17 protein-coding genes are annotated in these 14,988 nt (G+C 73.0%); 12 read left to right on the plus strand and 5 right to left on the minus strand.

Annotated features, from left to right (window positions below; translation table 11 throughout):
- Nucleotides 1-101: 101 nt before the first annotated feature.
- The gene (locus IE269_RS15305; protein WP_229897720.1) at nucleotides 102-1,529 is read right to left on the minus strand and encodes an MFS transporter; all 1,428 of its coding nucleotides are present in this window, start codon (nucleotides 1,527-1,529) and stop codon (nucleotides 102-104) included.
- Between the two features lie 199 nt (nucleotides 1,530-1,728).
- The gene (locus IE269_RS15310; RefSeq protein ID WP_189823498.1) at nucleotides 1,729-1,902 is read right to left on the minus strand and encodes a hypothetical protein; all 174 of its coding nucleotides are present in this window, start codon (nucleotides 1,900-1,902) and stop codon (nucleotides 1,729-1,731) included.
- A 553-nt stretch (nucleotides 1,903-2,455) separates the two neighbouring features.
- Here IE269_RS15310 and IE269_RS15315 point away from each other — a divergent pair.
- The 4 genes from IE269_RS15315 to IE269_RS15330 all read left to right on the plus strand — a co-directional run bounded on the left by IE269_RS15315 (nucleotide 2,456) and on the right by IE269_RS15330 (nucleotide 6,697).
- Nucleotides 2,456-2,983, plus strand: coding sequence for a PadR family transcriptional regulator (locus IE269_RS15315; protein WP_189823499.1), 528 nt, complete (start codon nucleotides 2,456-2,458; stop codon nucleotides 2,981-2,983).
- Nucleotides 2,984-3,103: 120 nt separating this feature from the next.
- Nucleotides 3,104-4,294 carry a DUF2306 domain-containing protein gene (locus IE269_RS15320; protein ID WP_229897721.1) on the plus strand — a complete coding sequence of 397 codons (1,191 nt, stop codon included), beginning with the start codon at nucleotides 3,104-3,106 and terminating at the stop codon, nucleotides 4,292-4,294.
- Nucleotides 4,284-5,216: a hypothetical protein gene (locus IE269_RS15325; protein ID WP_189823500.1), complete on the plus strand. Its 933-nt coding sequence runs from the start codon at nucleotides 4,284-4,286 to the stop codon at nucleotides 5,214-5,216. The genes IE269_RS15320 and IE269_RS15325 overlap by 11 nt, the downstream gene beginning before the upstream one ends.
- A gap of 56 nt (nucleotides 5,217-5,272) precedes the next feature.
- The gene (locus tag IE269_RS15330; protein WP_189823501.1) at nucleotides 5,273-6,697 is read left to right on the plus strand and encodes a tetratricopeptide repeat protein; all 1,425 of its coding nucleotides are present in this window, start codon (nucleotides 5,273-5,275) and stop codon (nucleotides 6,695-6,697) included.
- Between the two features lie 59 nt (nucleotides 6,698-6,756).
- Here the strand turns inward: IE269_RS15330 and IE269_RS15335 are convergent, their stop codons facing one another.
- Together IE269_RS15335 and IE269_RS43140 are read right to left on the minus strand one after the other, a co-directional pair.
- Nucleotides 6,757-7,527, minus strand: a complete 771-nt coding sequence (locus tag IE269_RS15335; RefSeq protein WP_189823502.1) for a DUF7927 domain-containing protein — start codon at nucleotides 7,525-7,527, stop codon at nucleotides 6,757-6,759.
- A complete protein-coding gene (locus IE269_RS43140; RefSeq protein ID WP_268253597.1) occupies nucleotides 7,528-7,650 on the minus strand; it encodes a hypothetical protein in 123 nt (40 codons plus the stop codon).
- A 381-nt stretch (nucleotides 7,651-8,031) separates the two neighbouring features.
- Between IE269_RS43140 and IE269_RS43145 the strand changes: the two genes are divergently transcribed.
- From IE269_RS43145 to IE269_RS15370, 8 genes are all read left to right on the plus strand, one after another.
- Nucleotides 8,032-8,478, plus strand: a complete 447-nt coding sequence (locus tag IE269_RS43145; RefSeq protein ID WP_308436946.1) for a N,N-dimethylformamidase beta subunit family domain-containing protein — start codon at nucleotides 8,032-8,034, stop codon at nucleotides 8,476-8,478.
- Nucleotides 8,475-8,933: a N,N-dimethylformamidase beta subunit family domain-containing protein gene (locus tag IE269_RS43150; RefSeq protein ID WP_229897723.1), complete on the plus strand. Its 459-nt coding sequence runs from the start codon at nucleotides 8,475-8,477 to the stop codon at nucleotides 8,931-8,933. The genes IE269_RS43145 and IE269_RS43150 overlap by 4 nt, the downstream gene beginning before the upstream one ends.
- Nucleotides 8,934-9,041: 108 nt before the next feature.
- Entirely contained in the window at nucleotides 9,042-10,598 is a 1,557-nt protein-coding gene (locus IE269_RS15345; RefSeq protein ID WP_189823503.1) for a hypothetical protein, read from the plus strand.
- A gap of 110 nt (nucleotides 10,599-10,708) precedes the next feature.
- Entirely contained in the window at nucleotides 10,709-11,110 is a 402-nt protein-coding gene (locus IE269_RS15350; RefSeq protein WP_438817556.1) for a RidA family protein, read from the plus strand.
- 149 nt (nucleotides 11,111-11,259) lie between these two features.
- Nucleotides 11,260-12,048, plus strand: a complete 789-nt coding sequence (locus IE269_RS15355) for a polysaccharide deacetylase family protein (RefSeq protein WP_189823504.1) — start codon at nucleotides 11,260-11,262, stop codon at nucleotides 12,046-12,048.
- A gap of 44 nt (nucleotides 12,049-12,092) precedes the next feature.
- Nucleotides 12,093-12,677, plus strand: coding sequence for a GNAT family N-acetyltransferase (locus IE269_RS15360; protein ID WP_189823505.1), 585 nt, complete (start codon nucleotides 12,093-12,095; stop codon nucleotides 12,675-12,677).
- 44 nt (nucleotides 12,678-12,721) lie between these two features.
- The gene (locus IE269_RS15365) at nucleotides 12,722-13,474 is read left to right on the plus strand and encodes an ATP-dependent Clp protease ATP-binding subunit (protein ID WP_189823506.1); all 753 of its coding nucleotides are present in this window, start codon (nucleotides 12,722-12,724) and stop codon (nucleotides 13,472-13,474) included.
- A 46-nt stretch (nucleotides 13,475-13,520) separates the two neighbouring features.
- Nucleotides 13,521-13,835, plus strand: a complete 315-nt coding sequence (locus IE269_RS15370; RefSeq protein WP_189823507.1) for a hypothetical protein — start codon at nucleotides 13,521-13,523, stop codon at nucleotides 13,833-13,835.
- Nucleotides 13,836-13,872: 37 nt separating this feature from the next.
- Here the strand turns inward: IE269_RS15370 and IE269_RS15375 are convergent, their stop codons facing one another.
- The gene (locus IE269_RS15375) at nucleotides 13,873-14,985 is read right to left on the minus strand and encodes a winged helix DNA-binding domain-containing protein (RefSeq protein WP_189823508.1); all 1,113 of its coding nucleotides are present in this window, start codon (nucleotides 14,983-14,985) and stop codon (nucleotides 13,873-13,875) included.
- Between the last annotated feature and the right edge of the window lie 3 nt (nucleotides 14,986-14,988).

Raw genomic sequence — 14,988 nt, forward strand, 5'->3', positions numbered from 1 at the left:
CGTCACCCCGTCCTGCGCGGCGCGGGACTGCTGGTCCCCGCCCGGTCCGGACGGTCGGTGCTCTACCGGCACACCCCGCTCGGCGAGGCACTCGTCGGGGGTCAGATGCGGTAGCGGCGCAGGGCCGGTGCCGTCAGGGCCAGGAGGGAGGTCGTGGCGAGGACGAGGAGGCCGCCGGTGACGACCGCCGCGGGGGCGCCGAAGGCGGAGCCCGTCGCGCCGTGGAGGGCGTCCGCCAGCCGGGGGCCGCCCGCGACCACCACCGTGAAGACGCCCTGCATCCGGCCGCGCATCTCGTCCGTCGCCGCCGAGAGGAGAATCGCACCGCGGAAGACCATCGAGACCATGTCCGCGATGCCGGCCACCGCCAGGAACGCCACCGCCAGCCACAGGCTGCCGGAGAGGCCGAAGCCCGCGATGGCCGCGCCCCACACCAGCACCGCCCCGATCACCATCCAGCCGTGCCGCCGCGCCCGCGAGAACGTACCGGAGAAGAGGCCTCCGAGGACCGCCCCCACGGGTATCGCCGCGAACAGCAGGCCGAGGGCCAGGCCTTCGCCGTACGGCGCGTACGTCTCGGACGCGAGCTGCGGGAAGAGGGCGCGGGGCATCCCGAACACCATCGCGATGATGTCCGCGAGGAAGGAGAGGAGGAGGACCTTGCGGGAGGCGATGTAGCGGAAACCGGCGAGGATTTCGCGGAAGCCGGCGGGGCGGCGACGGCTCCGGGCACCGTCCGTCCCCGCCGTGTCGAGGGGTGGCAGGGCGGGGAGCTTGTAGACGGCCCACACCGTCACGCACAGGGCAAGTGCGTCGATCAAGTAGAGGTCGGGCAGCCCGATGACCGGGATCAGAACGCCCGCCAGCAGCGGGCCCACGATCTGGCCGGTCTGCATGACCGTCGAGCCGAGGGCGTTGGCCGCGGCGATCTCCTCGGCGGGGACCAGCCGGGCGATGGAGGCCGTGCGGGCCGGGGCGTTGAGGCCCCAGAAGGCCTGCTGTACGGCGAGCAGCAGCATCAGCGCGAGAACGGAGTCCAGGCCGGTCGCCGCCTGGAGCCAGAAGAGCACCGAGGTGACGGCGATGCCACAGTTGGTGACGAGGAGCAGCTTGCGCCGGTCGACGGCGTCGGCGATCGCACCGCCCCACAGGGCGAAGACGACGAGGGGGACCAGGCCCGCCAAGCTCGCCGCGCCGACCCAGGCGGAGGAGCCGGTGAGGTCGTAGATCTGCTTCGGTACGGCGACGGCCGTCAGCTGGCTGCCGACGGCGGTGACGATGGTCGAGGACCACAGGCGGCGGTAGGCGGGGATGCGCAGCGGCCGGGTGTCCATCGCCCAGCGCCGCCAGCCGCGCCGGGGCGGCGGTGCGTCCTCGGAACCAGCCGCAGCCGCGGACTCCGGCCCGGACTCGGCCCCCGAGGCGGTCGGCTGCGGGTCGTCGGCCCCCGAGGCGGTCGGCTGCGGGTCGTCGGCCCCCGAGGCGGTCGGCCGCGGGTCGTCCCCCGCGCTGTTCTTGCTGGTGTTCACGGTCTTCCCGGGTGCTCGCCGCAAGGCACTTCCGTACGGAATGCTCCCTCCCGCACGAAATGGTGCCCGCTACATCTATCGGAACCGCTCCAGTGTCCCAGCCCGGGGATTCCGCAGCACCGGCGGAGGGCGGGTGCCCGGCTCGTCGCCGGAAACCCGCCCTCTCGCCCGTTCAAGCAGGCGCACGCCGCAGCGCGGCTCAGCGCTTGAAGGTGTCCTTGGTCTTCTCCTTGGTCTCCCGGGCCTCGCCCCGGGCCTCCAGGGCGGCGCCCTTGGCGGCCGTGGTGTCCTGGCCCACCGCGTGGGCCGTCTTCTTCACGGCCTTGCCGACGACCTGCTCGGTCTTGGCCTTGGCCTTCTCTCCGGCGCTCATGACGTGCTCCTTCCTTCGTCGTTCGAACAATCGCCTGCCCCTCGCATCCCGGCGGAAACGGTGCTCCCTCCCACGAGTTCTCCGCCGCGGTCAGCCCAGCAGGTCGATCAGGCCCGCCGGGAGGTACGCGAGCCCGTGCGGCTGTCCGATGCGGTACCCGTCGAAGCCGAGCGAGGCAGCGGTCTCGACCTCCGCCGCCGCCTCGCCCTGGAAGACCAGCGTGCAGCCGCCTCCCGAGGTGCCGTTCGCGCAGGGAGCGCAGGTGGGCGGCGGCGCGGGGCAGGTAGTCGAAGCTGCCGTTCTCGGCGGTGGGCACGAGGGTCTCGCCGAGGTCGAAGCAGACGACGGGGCAAGGGCTTTGGGCCCGGGGTACGGCCTCGGGCCTCGCCGGTGCACTGCCCTGCACGTAGAGGAGGATCTGGTCACGGCGGTGACGCCCCTCTCCTCGGCGAATGCGACATGCGACGCCCGTCCCCACCCAGCGACACCGCCCGGAACTCCGCCCTCCGTCCTCCACTACGGCCGTCCCCGGCACTGACGGTACGGTCGCCGCATGTCTGAGATCCGCCTGACCACCCCCTCCTTCCTCGTGCTCGGGGTCATCGACCAGCTCGGCGAGGCGAGTCCGTACGACGTGAAGGTCGAGGCCGGGCGGACGGTCGGCCCCTTCTGGTCCGTGCCGCACGCGCAGGTGTACGCGCAGTGCGACCGCCTCCTGGAGGCGGGGCTCATCGCGGAGGTCCGCCGCGAGGGCGGCCGCAACCGGCGCGTGATGCGCCTGACCGACGCGGGCCGCGAGGCGCTCGCCGGGTGGCTGGCCGACCCCGCGTTCGTCCCCGTCGAGGCGCGCGAACGCGGCATCCTCAAGCTGTGGTTCGGGGCACGCCCGCAGGAGCTGGCCCCGGTCCAACTCGCCGAGCACCGGCGCACGTTGGCCGAGTACGAGGAACTCGCGGAGAGCGTGGGCGAGTTGCTGACCGGCGGACAGCGCGGGGCGCTCGAATTCGGCATCCGGTACGAGCAGATGATGGTGGATTTCTGGCGTTGGGTGGAGGCTCCCGCGGAAGCTGCCGACGAGTAGAACTCACCGGTAACCCACCCCCTCCAGCCCGTTGACGCCATGTCTCACACCCCTCTACCGTCTCGATAGTCCAGAAAGGACTATCGCAACGGGCAGCCCCGAGGGAGCCGTGGGAAAGCCGTGAACCACCTCAAGCAAGCCCCCTGGAAGCGCATCGCCGCCGTCGCGACGGTCGTCGTGTGCGTGACGTACGCGCCGGTCGCGATGACCGAACTCTGGCCGTACGCCCGGCCGGGCGCGCCCGCGATCGGCGAATGGGTGCTGGGCAAGGTCGTCACCCCCGGCTACGTCGCCGAGGCGCTGGCCACCCGCATCGCACCGTACGGACGCAGTCTGATCCCGTTGGTCGTCCATTCGGTACTGGGCGGCGCGCTGATGCTGCTGGGCCCGGTCCAGCTCCTGTCGGCGGTGCGCCGCCGGGCCCGCCTGCACCGGATCGCGGGCGTGGCGTTCGCCGTGACGGTGTACGCGTCGATGGCCGGGGCGGCGCTCTACCTGCTGCGGACCGCGCCCGAGGACGCATTCGGCGGGGCGTCGTTCTGGATCGTGCTGGCGACCATCCTCCTCGGCACGGTGCTGAGCGTGACCTTCGGCACCCTGGCGGCGGTGCGGCGCATGCCCGAGCTGCACCAGCGCTGGATGCTGCTCTGCTACGGCTTCCTGATGACCGCCCCGCTGCTCCGCCTGGAGTGGGGCGGCCTCCCGCTCCTCCTCCCGGGCCTGCCGATGGAGGAGATCAACCGCGTCGCCATCATGCACCTGGGCTCGCTCGTCGTCTTCGGCGCGCTGCTCGCCTCGCGCGGGATGGACCGCCGGGGCAAGTCGGCCTCGATGGAAGGGACTTGGGCGCCGGGACCGGTCCTGGTCCTGGCCCACCTGGCGGGAGCGGCGGGGCTCGTGTGGATCACCACGGGCTTCCTCTCCGAGGGCGCGTCGGGCCGCCGCCTGCTCGGCGGCTTCCTGATCCCGTACGTCATCACGTACGCGGTGATGATCCACCGGCACCGCGCGGCGACCCGGCGCGGCGACTCCTGGGCCCGCGAGGAGTGGCGCCTGCACCTGACCGCACTGTGCCTGGCCCCTGCCCTGTCCGCCGCACTGGCCCTCCCCCTCCAGCACGCCATGTCGCTCGACCGGTACACGGCCCTGGCCTCGACGGTGGGCATCGGCTGCGGGGTGACGGCCTTCGCGGCGACGACACTGCTGAGCCTGCGCGTCGTCCACGCCCACGAGACGGCCCGCCGGGCTTCGGCACCGCCCCTGCCCCACCCCACGGCCCCGAGGACGGAGCAAGCCGCACATGCGAAGTGACACGAACAGCGAAACGCACAGCAGCGCGAGCAGCAGCACAACCAGCGGCACGACCCCCGCGGCGGTCGCACCCGAGGGCGGCCGACCGCTGACGGCGGGCATCGCGATCCTGGCCTCCGTGGTCGCGGCGGTGAGCCTGACGACCGGCGGAATCATGGCCGTCGCCGGGGCACTCGGCCACACCTTCAGCCCCTGGAAGTCCGCCCTCCCCGTGAGCCCGGGCCTGATCGGGGCGGCGATGGCGGGGGTGGCCCCTGGCCTGTTCGCGATCTCCAGGGCACGTGTCTGGGAGGAGGTCCGCACGCTCGTCCTCCCCCTCCTGATCGTCCTGGCCGGAACCTTCACGGTGACCCTCCTCAACGCGGGCCAACTCCAGGCGGCGGCAGGCGGATCGGCGGTCCTGGTCCTCTTCAGCCTCGGCTGGGTGGCGATCCTGGGCGCTCTGGCGCTGAGCGCGCTGCTGGCGGTGGGCTTCCAGTACGCGAAGCCGGCCGCGCCGATCACCACCCCCGGGGTGCCGCTCCCCAACTGGTCCAAACCCCTCGTCGCGGTGCTGGGTTCGAGCTGGCTGGGCATCGGTACGGGGCTGCTCCTGCGCCCCGACTTCTGGGACGCCTTCGTCCCCTGGACGGTCAACCGCCCCGACGCGCAAGGCCTGGGCATCTGGGCGGTCGCCCTGGGCACGGGCGTCCTCGGCTCCCTCGCGGAGGACGACCTGACCCGCCTCCGCCCGGCCCTGCGGGCACTTCCCGGCGTCGCCCTCGCCCTGACGGTGGTCCTGGCGGCCCGCGCGGGCTCGGTCGCCTGGACCTCGGGCCCGGGCCTGTCCCTGGTGGCGCTGGTGCTGGGCCTGGGGGCGAGCGGCCTGACGGGAAGCGTGCTGGCGAGGCGGACGCGTCAGCGTCAGCGGCGTCCCTCTTGAAACACCCCCGCCCAGGGCAGGCTTCCCCAAACCTCCGCCCCCCCCCGGGAGCCCCGATGCCCACCACCGACCGGCACCTCCACCCCCTCACCCACACCACCCCCGAAGCCGCCCGGCACTACGAACACGCCCTGGACGCCCTCCTGTTCTTCCGCCCGGAGGTCGTCGAGCACTCCGCCGACCTCCTCCGCGCCTCCCCCGACTCGCCCATGGGGCAGGCCCTGAACGCCTACCTCGCCGTCCTCGCCACCGAGGAGAAGGACACCGCCGCGGCCCGCGCCCCGTACACCCGCTTCCGTACCGCACTCGACCCGTCCGCCGTCACCCCGCGCGAGCGCATGCACCTCGCCGCCGCCGGGGCCTGCCTCGACGGGGACCTGCACGGCGCGGCCCGCATCCTCGACGAGCTGGCGGTCGGCTGGCCGCGTGACGCGCTGGCCCTCCTCGCGGGCCACCAGCTGGACTTCCTCACCGGCGACGCGGGGCGTCTGCGCGACCGGATCGGCGGGGCGCTGAGTGCGTGGGACCCCGAGGATCCTCACTACGGGCCGCTGCGCGGCATGTACTCCTTCGGGCTGGAGGAGTCGGGGCACTACGAGCAGGCCGAGGAGGCGGGGCTGGACGCCCTCGCCCGCAACCCCCGCGACGTCTGGGGCGTGCACGGTGTGTCCCACACCTTCGAGATGCGGGGCCGCTACGAGGACGGCATGCGCTTCCTCGACGCGCGCACCGCCGACTGGGCGACCGGCAACTTCCTGACCGTGCACAACTGGTGGCACTACGCCCTCTTCGCGCTTGAGGCCGGGGACGTCCCGCGCGTCCTCGACATCTACGACAGTGCCGTCCACCCGCCGGACGCCCCGGCCCTCGCCATGCAACTCCTGGACGCCTCCGCCCTGTTGTGGCGGCTCCTGCTCGCGGGGCACGACGTCCCCGACCGGTGGGAGCGCCTCGCCCAGGACTGGGCGGAGCGCGCGGACGGCCCGTTCTACGCCTTCAACGACGTGCATGCGGTGATGGCGTACGTGGGGGCCGGGCGCATCAAGGACGCCGAGGCGCTGGTGGCGGACCGGCAGCGCTGGCTGGACCGGTCCCCCGCCGGTCCGGGCCTGTCCCCCGCCGGCCCGGGCCTGTCCAACCTCGCCATGACCACCGACATCGGCCTCCCCGTGTGCGAGGCACTGATCGCGTACGGAACGGGCCGCGACCTGCGGACAGTCGACCTGCTCCTCCCCCTGCGCCACCGCCTCGCCTCCTTCGGCGGCAGCCACGCCCAGCGCGACGCCGTCCAGAAGACCCTCCTGGAGGCGGCTCTGCGGGCCGGCCGCCACGACCTCGCCCGCACTCTCCTCAGCGAGCGCATCGCCCTGCGCCCGTCCTCCCCGTACAACTGGCTCGCCCAGGCCCGGCTCGCCGACAGTCTCGGCCACCACGCGGAGGCGGCGACGGCCCGCCGCCGCGCACACGGCGACGCCCCGTAGCGCTTCGCACCGGAGCGGCGCCGCTGGTGCGCTGCCCCGGTGCCGGGCGCGCCCCGGTGTTACGAGTGCAGTGCGCGGGGCTCTGCCGTGTAGAGGGGAGTGGTGGGCCCGAAGAAGGCGGTCATCTGTCCGTTGCCGGTGAGCGTGCGCTTCACGGTGACGGAGTAGGTGAACACGCTCTTCTCCTTGCTCCGCAGGGGCCCGGACCACCTGAGGCTCTTCCCGGGGGTGAAGACGAAGGTGCCCGGAGGGCCGGAGACGTTGCGGACGTCCTGGTTGTAGTCGGCGTCGTCGAGCACGTCCGTCAGGTCGACGAGGGCCGAGATTCCCTGCCCCCGGGTGAAGTCCACCCCGCCCGCGTTCTCCACGGTGATGGTCACGTCCAGGCGCTGACCGGGCCGCGGGTTGTCCGTGCGACCGCCGAGCATTGCCAGGTGGATGGCAGACAGGCGCACCTCGGCCGAGCACTCCGGCGCGGTCCCGGTGGGGCAGCTGGTGCCGTTCGCCTGGACGCTGTTGCGCAGGGAGTAGTCGGCGCCCCGGCGGGCCACCCTCACCTTGTAGGTGAGGCGCAGCTGGGTACCGGCCCGGAGTGCGCCCCGCCAGGTGAGGGTGCGGGCGGCCCGGTCGAACTCCGGTGCCGCGGCGGGCCGGCCGTCTATGGTGGCGGTCAGCGTGTCCGCGAGCAGGGTGCTTTCGTCGACGACTCCGGTGAGGTCGTCCTTCAGGACGAAGTCGGGCCGGTCGGTGTCACCGTAGTTGCGGGCGTCCGTCGTGAAGGTGACGGTGTCCTGGCCCACCGCCGTGCGCAGATCGGTCGTGGTGCGCACTTACACCGGCGAGTTCGGGTCGGCGGCGGCCGTGCCCGGTGCCTGGGCGAGCGAGCCCAGCACGGCGAGACCGCACAGGGCGACGGGGAGCCTGCTGCGGGAAAGTACGCGGGGGGATGACAAGGGTCCTCCTGAGGAACCGAAGACGATCGACCGGATCCGGCCAGCAGGGATCTTGGAACAATCGTTCGCAAAATAGGGCAAAAGTTGCAACAGCCCACTCCAACGCCCGTCGACACCACCCGTTCGGTCCGCCTCCGGCGTCCGGGGCCCGAAGTGGACTAGAAACTTGCCCCACAAATAGTGACTTTCGGGACGATGCGGACGGTGTGACAGTGCGGCACAACGCGGCGGACAACGGCAGAGGGCCCGGGCGGCGCACGGTCCTGGGACTGGGTGCGGCCGCGCTCACCGCGCTGCCGGGGGCGGTGGCGCGGGCGGCGGAGGACAACGTATCGACGCGTCGGCCGCCGCTGGACGTGACCGCCGAGAACGCCCTGCCCGGTGCGGCGGACTGGCGGATCTCCCGGACCGGGCCCGCCCGGGCGGTGGAGGGGTACGCCGAGCGGGTCAGCGTGCTGGCCGGGGAGCCGCTGGGGCTGCGGGTGTCGACGAGCTCGGCGGCGTACACCGTGTCGGCGTACCGGATGGGCTGGTACGGAGGGCGGCGGGCCCGTCTCGTCGGGCCACGACGAATACTGGAGCCCGGAGCAGCGCCTGCACATCACCCGCGCCCGCGACGCCGGGACCAACCTCGCCGTGCTCGGGGCGAATTGCTGCTACCGGCGGATCCGTTTCGAGAAGTCGCCGATCGGCCCGGACCGTATCGCGGTCTGCTACAAGGACGACTACGCGCAGGACCCCGGCTTCCGGCGGGGCCTTCCGGCGACGAACGACTTCCGCCGTCTCCCCGACCCCGACCCGGAGAGCGCCGCGCCCTGCTCGGGGTGATCTACGCGGGCTATCCGGTGGACGCCCCGGACGTGGTGACCCACCCGGACCACTGGCTGCTCGAAGGAACCGGGGCGCGGGCGGGGGACACGTTCCCGCACCTCGTCGGGGTCGAGTTCGACCGCGTCAACCTGCGGCACCCGACCCCGAGGCCACTGGAAATCCTGTCCCGCTCGCCCGTGGTGTGCAAGGGCCGCCCCTCGTACGCGGACACCGCCTACGCGACGCTGCCCGGCGGGGCGGCCGTCTTCGCGACCGGCACGATGCGCTGGGTCGAGGCCCTGGACGCCGACAAACACGCCGCGCACCAACTGGACGCCCGCGCCGCCCACTTCACGCGCACGGTCACCGCCAACGTCCTGCGCGCGTTCGCGCAGGGCCCGGCGGGACTGACCCGTCCCGCCGAGGACAACGTGGCCGATCCCCTCACGGACCCTCCCCGCCTCCCTGTTTGACGCTGCGTGGTCGGTTCGTCGCACGGCGCGGTCGGGAATGTTGGATGATGTCCCTCAGCGGTATCCCCCGGTGGTACCGGTCAAGAAGCACGCAGGGAGGGGCAGTTCGTGGCGCAGGCCCATGTGGACAGCGAGCGGGTGGCGGGGCGGTCGTGGACCGTACGTCTCGACGCCGTGGGGCGTGACGTGGCGGCGGTGAAGGTCGACTGCAGCCGGCCGGCCTGCGCGGCACGGCAGTTGCCCTCGGCCGCCGAGGGGCGGACCTACGCGGGCGCGCACCTCACCGCCCATCTGCGGGCCGCCGGCGGCCCGCGCCCGGAGGCGGCGTGTGCGTGCCGCGCCGAGGGCTGCCAGGCGCACGCCGAGACCGGGCGGAACGCCCCGGCCCCGCAGTGCGGCGGGGCGGTGGTGCTGGCCGTGGCCGTGGACCCGATGGGCCGGTGGTGGCGGGCGTGGGAGTGCTGCGCGCGCTGTGCGGCGGCGCATCCGACGGCGCGGGTGGTGGCGTCGGCGCAGGCCCCCGTCCCCAGCGCCGCCGTGCCTCCGTCCGTGGGCGGCGTCGGGGCGCCCCTGTTCTCCGCCGCCGGGGCACCGCCCGTGCAGGGCCCCGGCGGCGGGCTGCCTCCGCAGCGTACGAACGGCCCGAAGCCCCGGCGGCTCCGTCGGCAGGGGAAGGTCGCGCAGCGGCTGGTGCCGCACGACCTGCGGCCGGTGTCGCTGCGGGACGAACTCATCGAGCTGGGCGACGCGTTCCGCGCCTACCAGAAGTCCGGCGAGCCCGATCTGGCGTCACTGGCCGACCTGCACGAGCGCAAGGCGCAGGCCTTCACCACCTGGGCGGACGCCACCGGCGACGGAAGCCTGCGGGCGGAGGCGCGGCGCGCCGAGCAGGCCGCCGCGACCATCCGCACCCAGCACGCGCACCGCACCGGCGAAGGCGTCCCGGGCGGCATCGAGCGCGTCCTGACCAGCCCGAACCACTGGTCGTACGCACGGAAGATCCTCGCCCATGTGCGGGACCACGCCCCGGTGCCGGGCCCGGAGGCCCGGCTGCTGACGCTCCTGCTGACGCTGCGCGCCGCCCGTACCGGCAGTGGCAACGTCACCGGCCAGGACGTCAACGGCTGGCCGCTGGGCGACGCCGGGCAGGTCCTCCAGGACCTCGTGGACTCGGGGTGGATCGAAATCCCTTCCACAGTCGAGGACTTGCTGACCTCGGCGCCGGAGAACCCGTCCGCCATCCTCGTGCCGTCGCTGGTGCCCGGCGAGGGCATGGTCGGCCCGTTCGGCTTCGGCAAGGTGGCGCGGACGAAGCTGTCGGGGTGGGCGCAGAAGGGCGTCGGCGACCGCAAGCTGCGCAAGAAGAAGACCCCGGCGGCCACCCGCCTCCTCGCGCTCGCCTGCGCGGCGCACAGCAGCGCGGACGGCAGCCTCGGGGGCGACGGCGATGGCCTGGAGGCGGCGGAGCTGGCCTCGCTGTGCGCCGTCGAGGAGGGGCAACTCGGTGCATTCGTCGACCAGTTGGTGTCCTTCGACTGGCTCGCGGAGGCCGAGCTGTCCGAGGGGTGGGTCACCGGCCGTCTGTCGGAGCGGGTGCTGCCCTTCGGGTGTCCGGTGGTGGAGGGGGCCGACGAGGCGGGGGGAGTGAACGCGCGAAATACATGACCAAGGGTGTCGTACTTGGCTTGAGAGGGTCATGACCACGACGTCGACGGACGTACGTACTCCCTTGATCACAGGACGTCCGCACGGGCGTTCACATGAACGGAGCCGTCATGGCAATCGAACGCACCGCAGTCAACCCGGTCGACTGGTCCCTCCCGCTGGGCTTCAACCAGGGCGAACTCGTCTCGGGCCAGACCCGCACCCTGTACGTCTCCGGGCAGACCTCGATGGACGCCGACGGCAAGCCCCAGCACGAGGACGACATCGCGGCGCAGCTGGCGCTGAGCGTCGACAACCTGGAGGCCGTGCTCGCCGGGGCGGGCATGACCCTCGCCAACCTGGTCCGGCTCAACGTCTACACGACCGACATCGACGCACTCTTCCCGCACTACGGCGCCCTGGCGGGACGGCTGGGCGCGGCGCGGGTCGCGCCGACGACCACGATGCTCGAAGTGCGGCGGCTGGCGATCCCCGGCCAGTTGGTCGAGCTGGAGGGAACGGCCGTCGCGTAGGGCCTTTCGTCCCGTCACGAAGGGCCTTCCGGCCCCGGGTTGTCTCCGAAAGTCCCGGATTTGTCCGCGCTCCGTAACGGACGGATCCCTTTGCCGCTGTTCCTCGTCCTGCCATGTGATCGGGGAACAGCGCACCAAAGGGGCGGGACATGGGACGGCACGAGAGCACACGGGGCTGGTACGGAAAGGTCGTCGGGGCGGCGCTCGGCGTGGCCCTGCTCGCGGGCGGCGCCTCGGTGTGGACGGCCCAGGCAGGCACCGAGGCGCAGGCCGACACCGGGACACCGGCCGGGAACAAGGCACCGGCTGCGGCCCCCCGTACCCCCGTGAAGCCCGTCGACGCGAGCATCGCGCACGCGTCCGACGCCGGGGCGCGCGGCCTCAACCTCACCATCGACGACGGCCCGGACCCCCGGTGGACCCCGCAGGTGCTGGAGCTGCTGCGCAAGCACAAGGTGAAGGCCACGTTCTGCATGGTGGGGCCGCAGGCGCGGGCGTACCCGGACCTCGTGAAGAAGGTCGTCGCGGACGGGCACCGGCTGTGCGACCACTCGGTGTCCCACGACACCGCCATGGACAAGAAGTCCGAGGCCTACCAGAAGCAGCAGATCCTCGACGCGGAACGCATGATCACCGAGGCGTCCGGGGGCGTGCACCCGATGTACTACCGGGCGCCGGGCGGCGCGTTCACTCCGTACAGCCGCAAGCTGGCGGCGGACCGGGGCATGCGGCCGCTGGGCTGGAACGTGGACAGCAAGGACTTCGAGCGTCCGGGCGCGAGCACGATGGTCAACACCGTCGAGCGCGAGCTGCGCAACGGCCCGACGATCCTCTTCCACGACGCGGGCGGCGACCGCGACCAGACCGTGGAGGCCCTGCGCCGCCTCCTGCCCCGACTCCTCTCGCAGGGCTACTCGTTCGGCTTCCCGATCCGATGAGGCTTCGTACGGAGAGATTCGTACGGAGAGATAGGTTGCCCGGCATGACCAACACCGCACCGGGCGACTGGCCCCCCGCCCCCATACGCACCGCCCGCCTGGTCCTCCGCGCGTCCGAGGCCCGGGACCGTCCCGCCTTCGTCGACCTGTTCTCCTCCCCCGAGGTGAATGCGTACGTCGGGGGCCCGCAGCCGCGCGAGAAGCTCGAGGAGACGATGCCCGAGGTGCCGGGGCAGCGCGCGGGGAGCTTCGTGGTGGAGTGCGACGGCGAGATGATCGGCCAGATCCTGCTCGGCTGCGAGCCGGGGCAGATCGAACGGGCCGCCGGGCGGGCCGAACTCGGCTATCTGTTCCTGCCGAAGGCGTGGGGACAGGGGTACGCCGCCGAGGCGTGCGGGGCGGCACTCGGCTGGTTCGACGCCACGCGTCCCGGCGAGCCGGTGGTTCTGGCCACGCAGAGCGCCAACGTCTCCTCGATGCGGCTCGCGAAGAAGCTGGGATTCACCGAGGTGGCGCGGTACGAGTCGTGGGGTGCCGAGCAGTGGTTCGGGGAGCGGACTCCCGTGTCATCAGGCCAAGTTCGGGCACGCCGTGGAGGTCTAACCCCACCGGGGTTAGCGTGGGGTTAGACCTCGTCCCGATGGGGGCGGGGCCTCCCCACGGAGGTGTGTCCATGCCGAAGATCAACGTCTATCTGCCCGACGACCTCGCGGAAGCCGTCAAGGAATCCGGCGTCCCCGTCTCCGCCGTCTGCCAGCGCGCTCTGGAGCACGCCGTGCGCAGGGTCATAGCCATCCGCGAGGCCGTCCTCGGCGACCTCGACGGCGAACCCACCGGCGCCGTCGCCCATTTCACCCCGCGCACCCGCACCGTGCTGCGCCTGGCCGCCGAGCGTGCGCGGGACACCGGCGCGCCCCGGATGCGCACCGAGCACCTGCTGCGCGCACTGCTGGACGAGAACACCAACCTCGCCCTGCACGTCCTGCGCGCCATGGAGATCGACCCGGCGCAGGTCCGCCGCGACCTGGACCTGAGCATTCCGGCGGACGCACGCCCCGAGCCGGACAACGACCCCCGCCGCTACGACCCGAACGCCGCCAACGCCCTCGAACTCACCGTCACCGAGGCCACCTCGCTCGGCCACAACTACGTGGGCTGCGAGCACCTGCTGCTCGGCCTGGTCACCGAGCCGGACGGGGTAGCGGGCCAGGTGCTGCGCGGCCTGGGCGCCGAACCCAAGCTGGTGCGGCGTGCGGTGGTGGCCGCGCTGGCCGGGTACGTACACCTGCGGGCGCAGAGCGGGCCGCCGGCCGCGTCGAGCGACGTGGAACAGGCGCTCACCTCGGCGCTCCGCCAGGAGCTCGGGCCGCTGAACGACCGCATCGCGCGGCTGGAGGAACATCTCGGTCTCGCCGCGCAGGAGTGACCGCCGGGGCGGGAACTTCCATACGGACGACCGCCGTTGACCCCGTATGACGAACACGGCATGGCAGGTGATCGGTCTCGCCGTCCTCGCCGGAGCGATCTTCCTCGCGGACCGCGTCCTGCTCTGGATGGAGAGCCGGGGCTGGATCTACTGGCGCCGGCGCAAGGGCCTGACGGCCATGGGCGCCGACCTGATGCAGGACCTCTCCCCCGCCGCGCAGGCGCAGCGGCGGGCGCTGGAGCAGGAGCGGGTGCGCAAGAACGTCCGGCCGGCGGAGGAGCCGCCGTTCCAGGTGGACCTGGACGCGAAGGTGGTCCGCATCCGCACCACCACCGGTGAGCGCGACCGCCCCCGGCCCTGAGCCCCGCTCAGACCTGGTCGGAGCTGGTCGGAGCTGGTCAGGGCTGCGCGAAGCGGACCCGGTCGCTCTCCCCGTCCGACAGGAAGGCGGCCAGCCGCTGCCCCTCCTCGGTCAGCGCGGTGCGGTCGGTGCGGGAGAGCGGGCCGAGCGGCGTGACCGTCACCGTGCCGTCGGCGTCCGAGGTCCAGGTCGCGGCGACCCGGCCGTCGACCAGGGCGACGCGGGTACCGGCCACGGAGAGCCCCCGGTGGGCGTCGTCGATGATCCGGCTGCGGTCGTGGAAGCCGAGGATCGCGTTGTCGAACGCGGGCAGGAACCGCACGGGGGCGGGGGTGTCCGGGTCGGGGCGCGCGGCGTCGGGCAGATCGAGCAGCTCACGGCCGCGCTCATCACGGAAGCTGACCAGCTCTCCGCGTACGGCGGCCACCGCGGCCGGCAGCCCCGCGAGGCCGCACCAGGCGCGCAGGTCGGCGGAGGCCGCCGGACCGTACGCGGCGAGGTAGCGACGTACGAGCGTCTGCCCGACCGGATCGTCGGGAGCCTCTGCGGCATCGGGCAGCGGATCGGGGTCCCGCCCCAGCCAGCTCGCCAACGTCAGATTCCGCACGCCCGCCTTCTGGCGCCACAGGCCGCGCGGGGGCAGTTGGGCCATGGGGACGAGGGCGGCCACGACCAGCTCGCCCAGGGGCCGCGGCCCGGGCTCGGGCCAACGGTCGGCGAGGGCGCGGGTGATCTCGGCCACGGTGCGTGGCCGACCGTCGGCCATGACCTCGTGCCCGGCCGCGGCGAGCGCTTCGAGATCGATCCCGGCGAGTTCGCGCCGGTAGACCGCGAGGACCTTCTGCTGGAGCATCGCGGTGTGCCGGGACCGCCAGGCGAGGGCGTCGTCGGCGGCCACGAGGTGGACGGTACGGCGCATGAGATGCGTCCGCACCACCTGACGCCCCGTCAAAAGCTCGTCCAGCCTTCCCGCTTGAAACCCCCTCAGCCTGCTCCACAGCCCGATGAAGGGCTCTTGCGGCTCCTGCGCCTGCACACCGCCGAGGTGGGTGACCGCATCCAGGGGCGGAAGGTCGGAGCGATCGAGGAGGAGCTGGCGGGCGAGGGTGGCGCGGTTGAGCGCACGGGCGTCGAGGACGGTGGCGGTCATCGG

The organism is Streptomyces spiroverticillatus (assembly GCA_014650415.1).
In the GTDB taxonomy this organism is placed as follows: Bacteria; Actinomycetota; Actinomycetes; order Streptomycetales; family Streptomycetaceae; genus Streptomyces; species Streptomyces spiroverticillatus.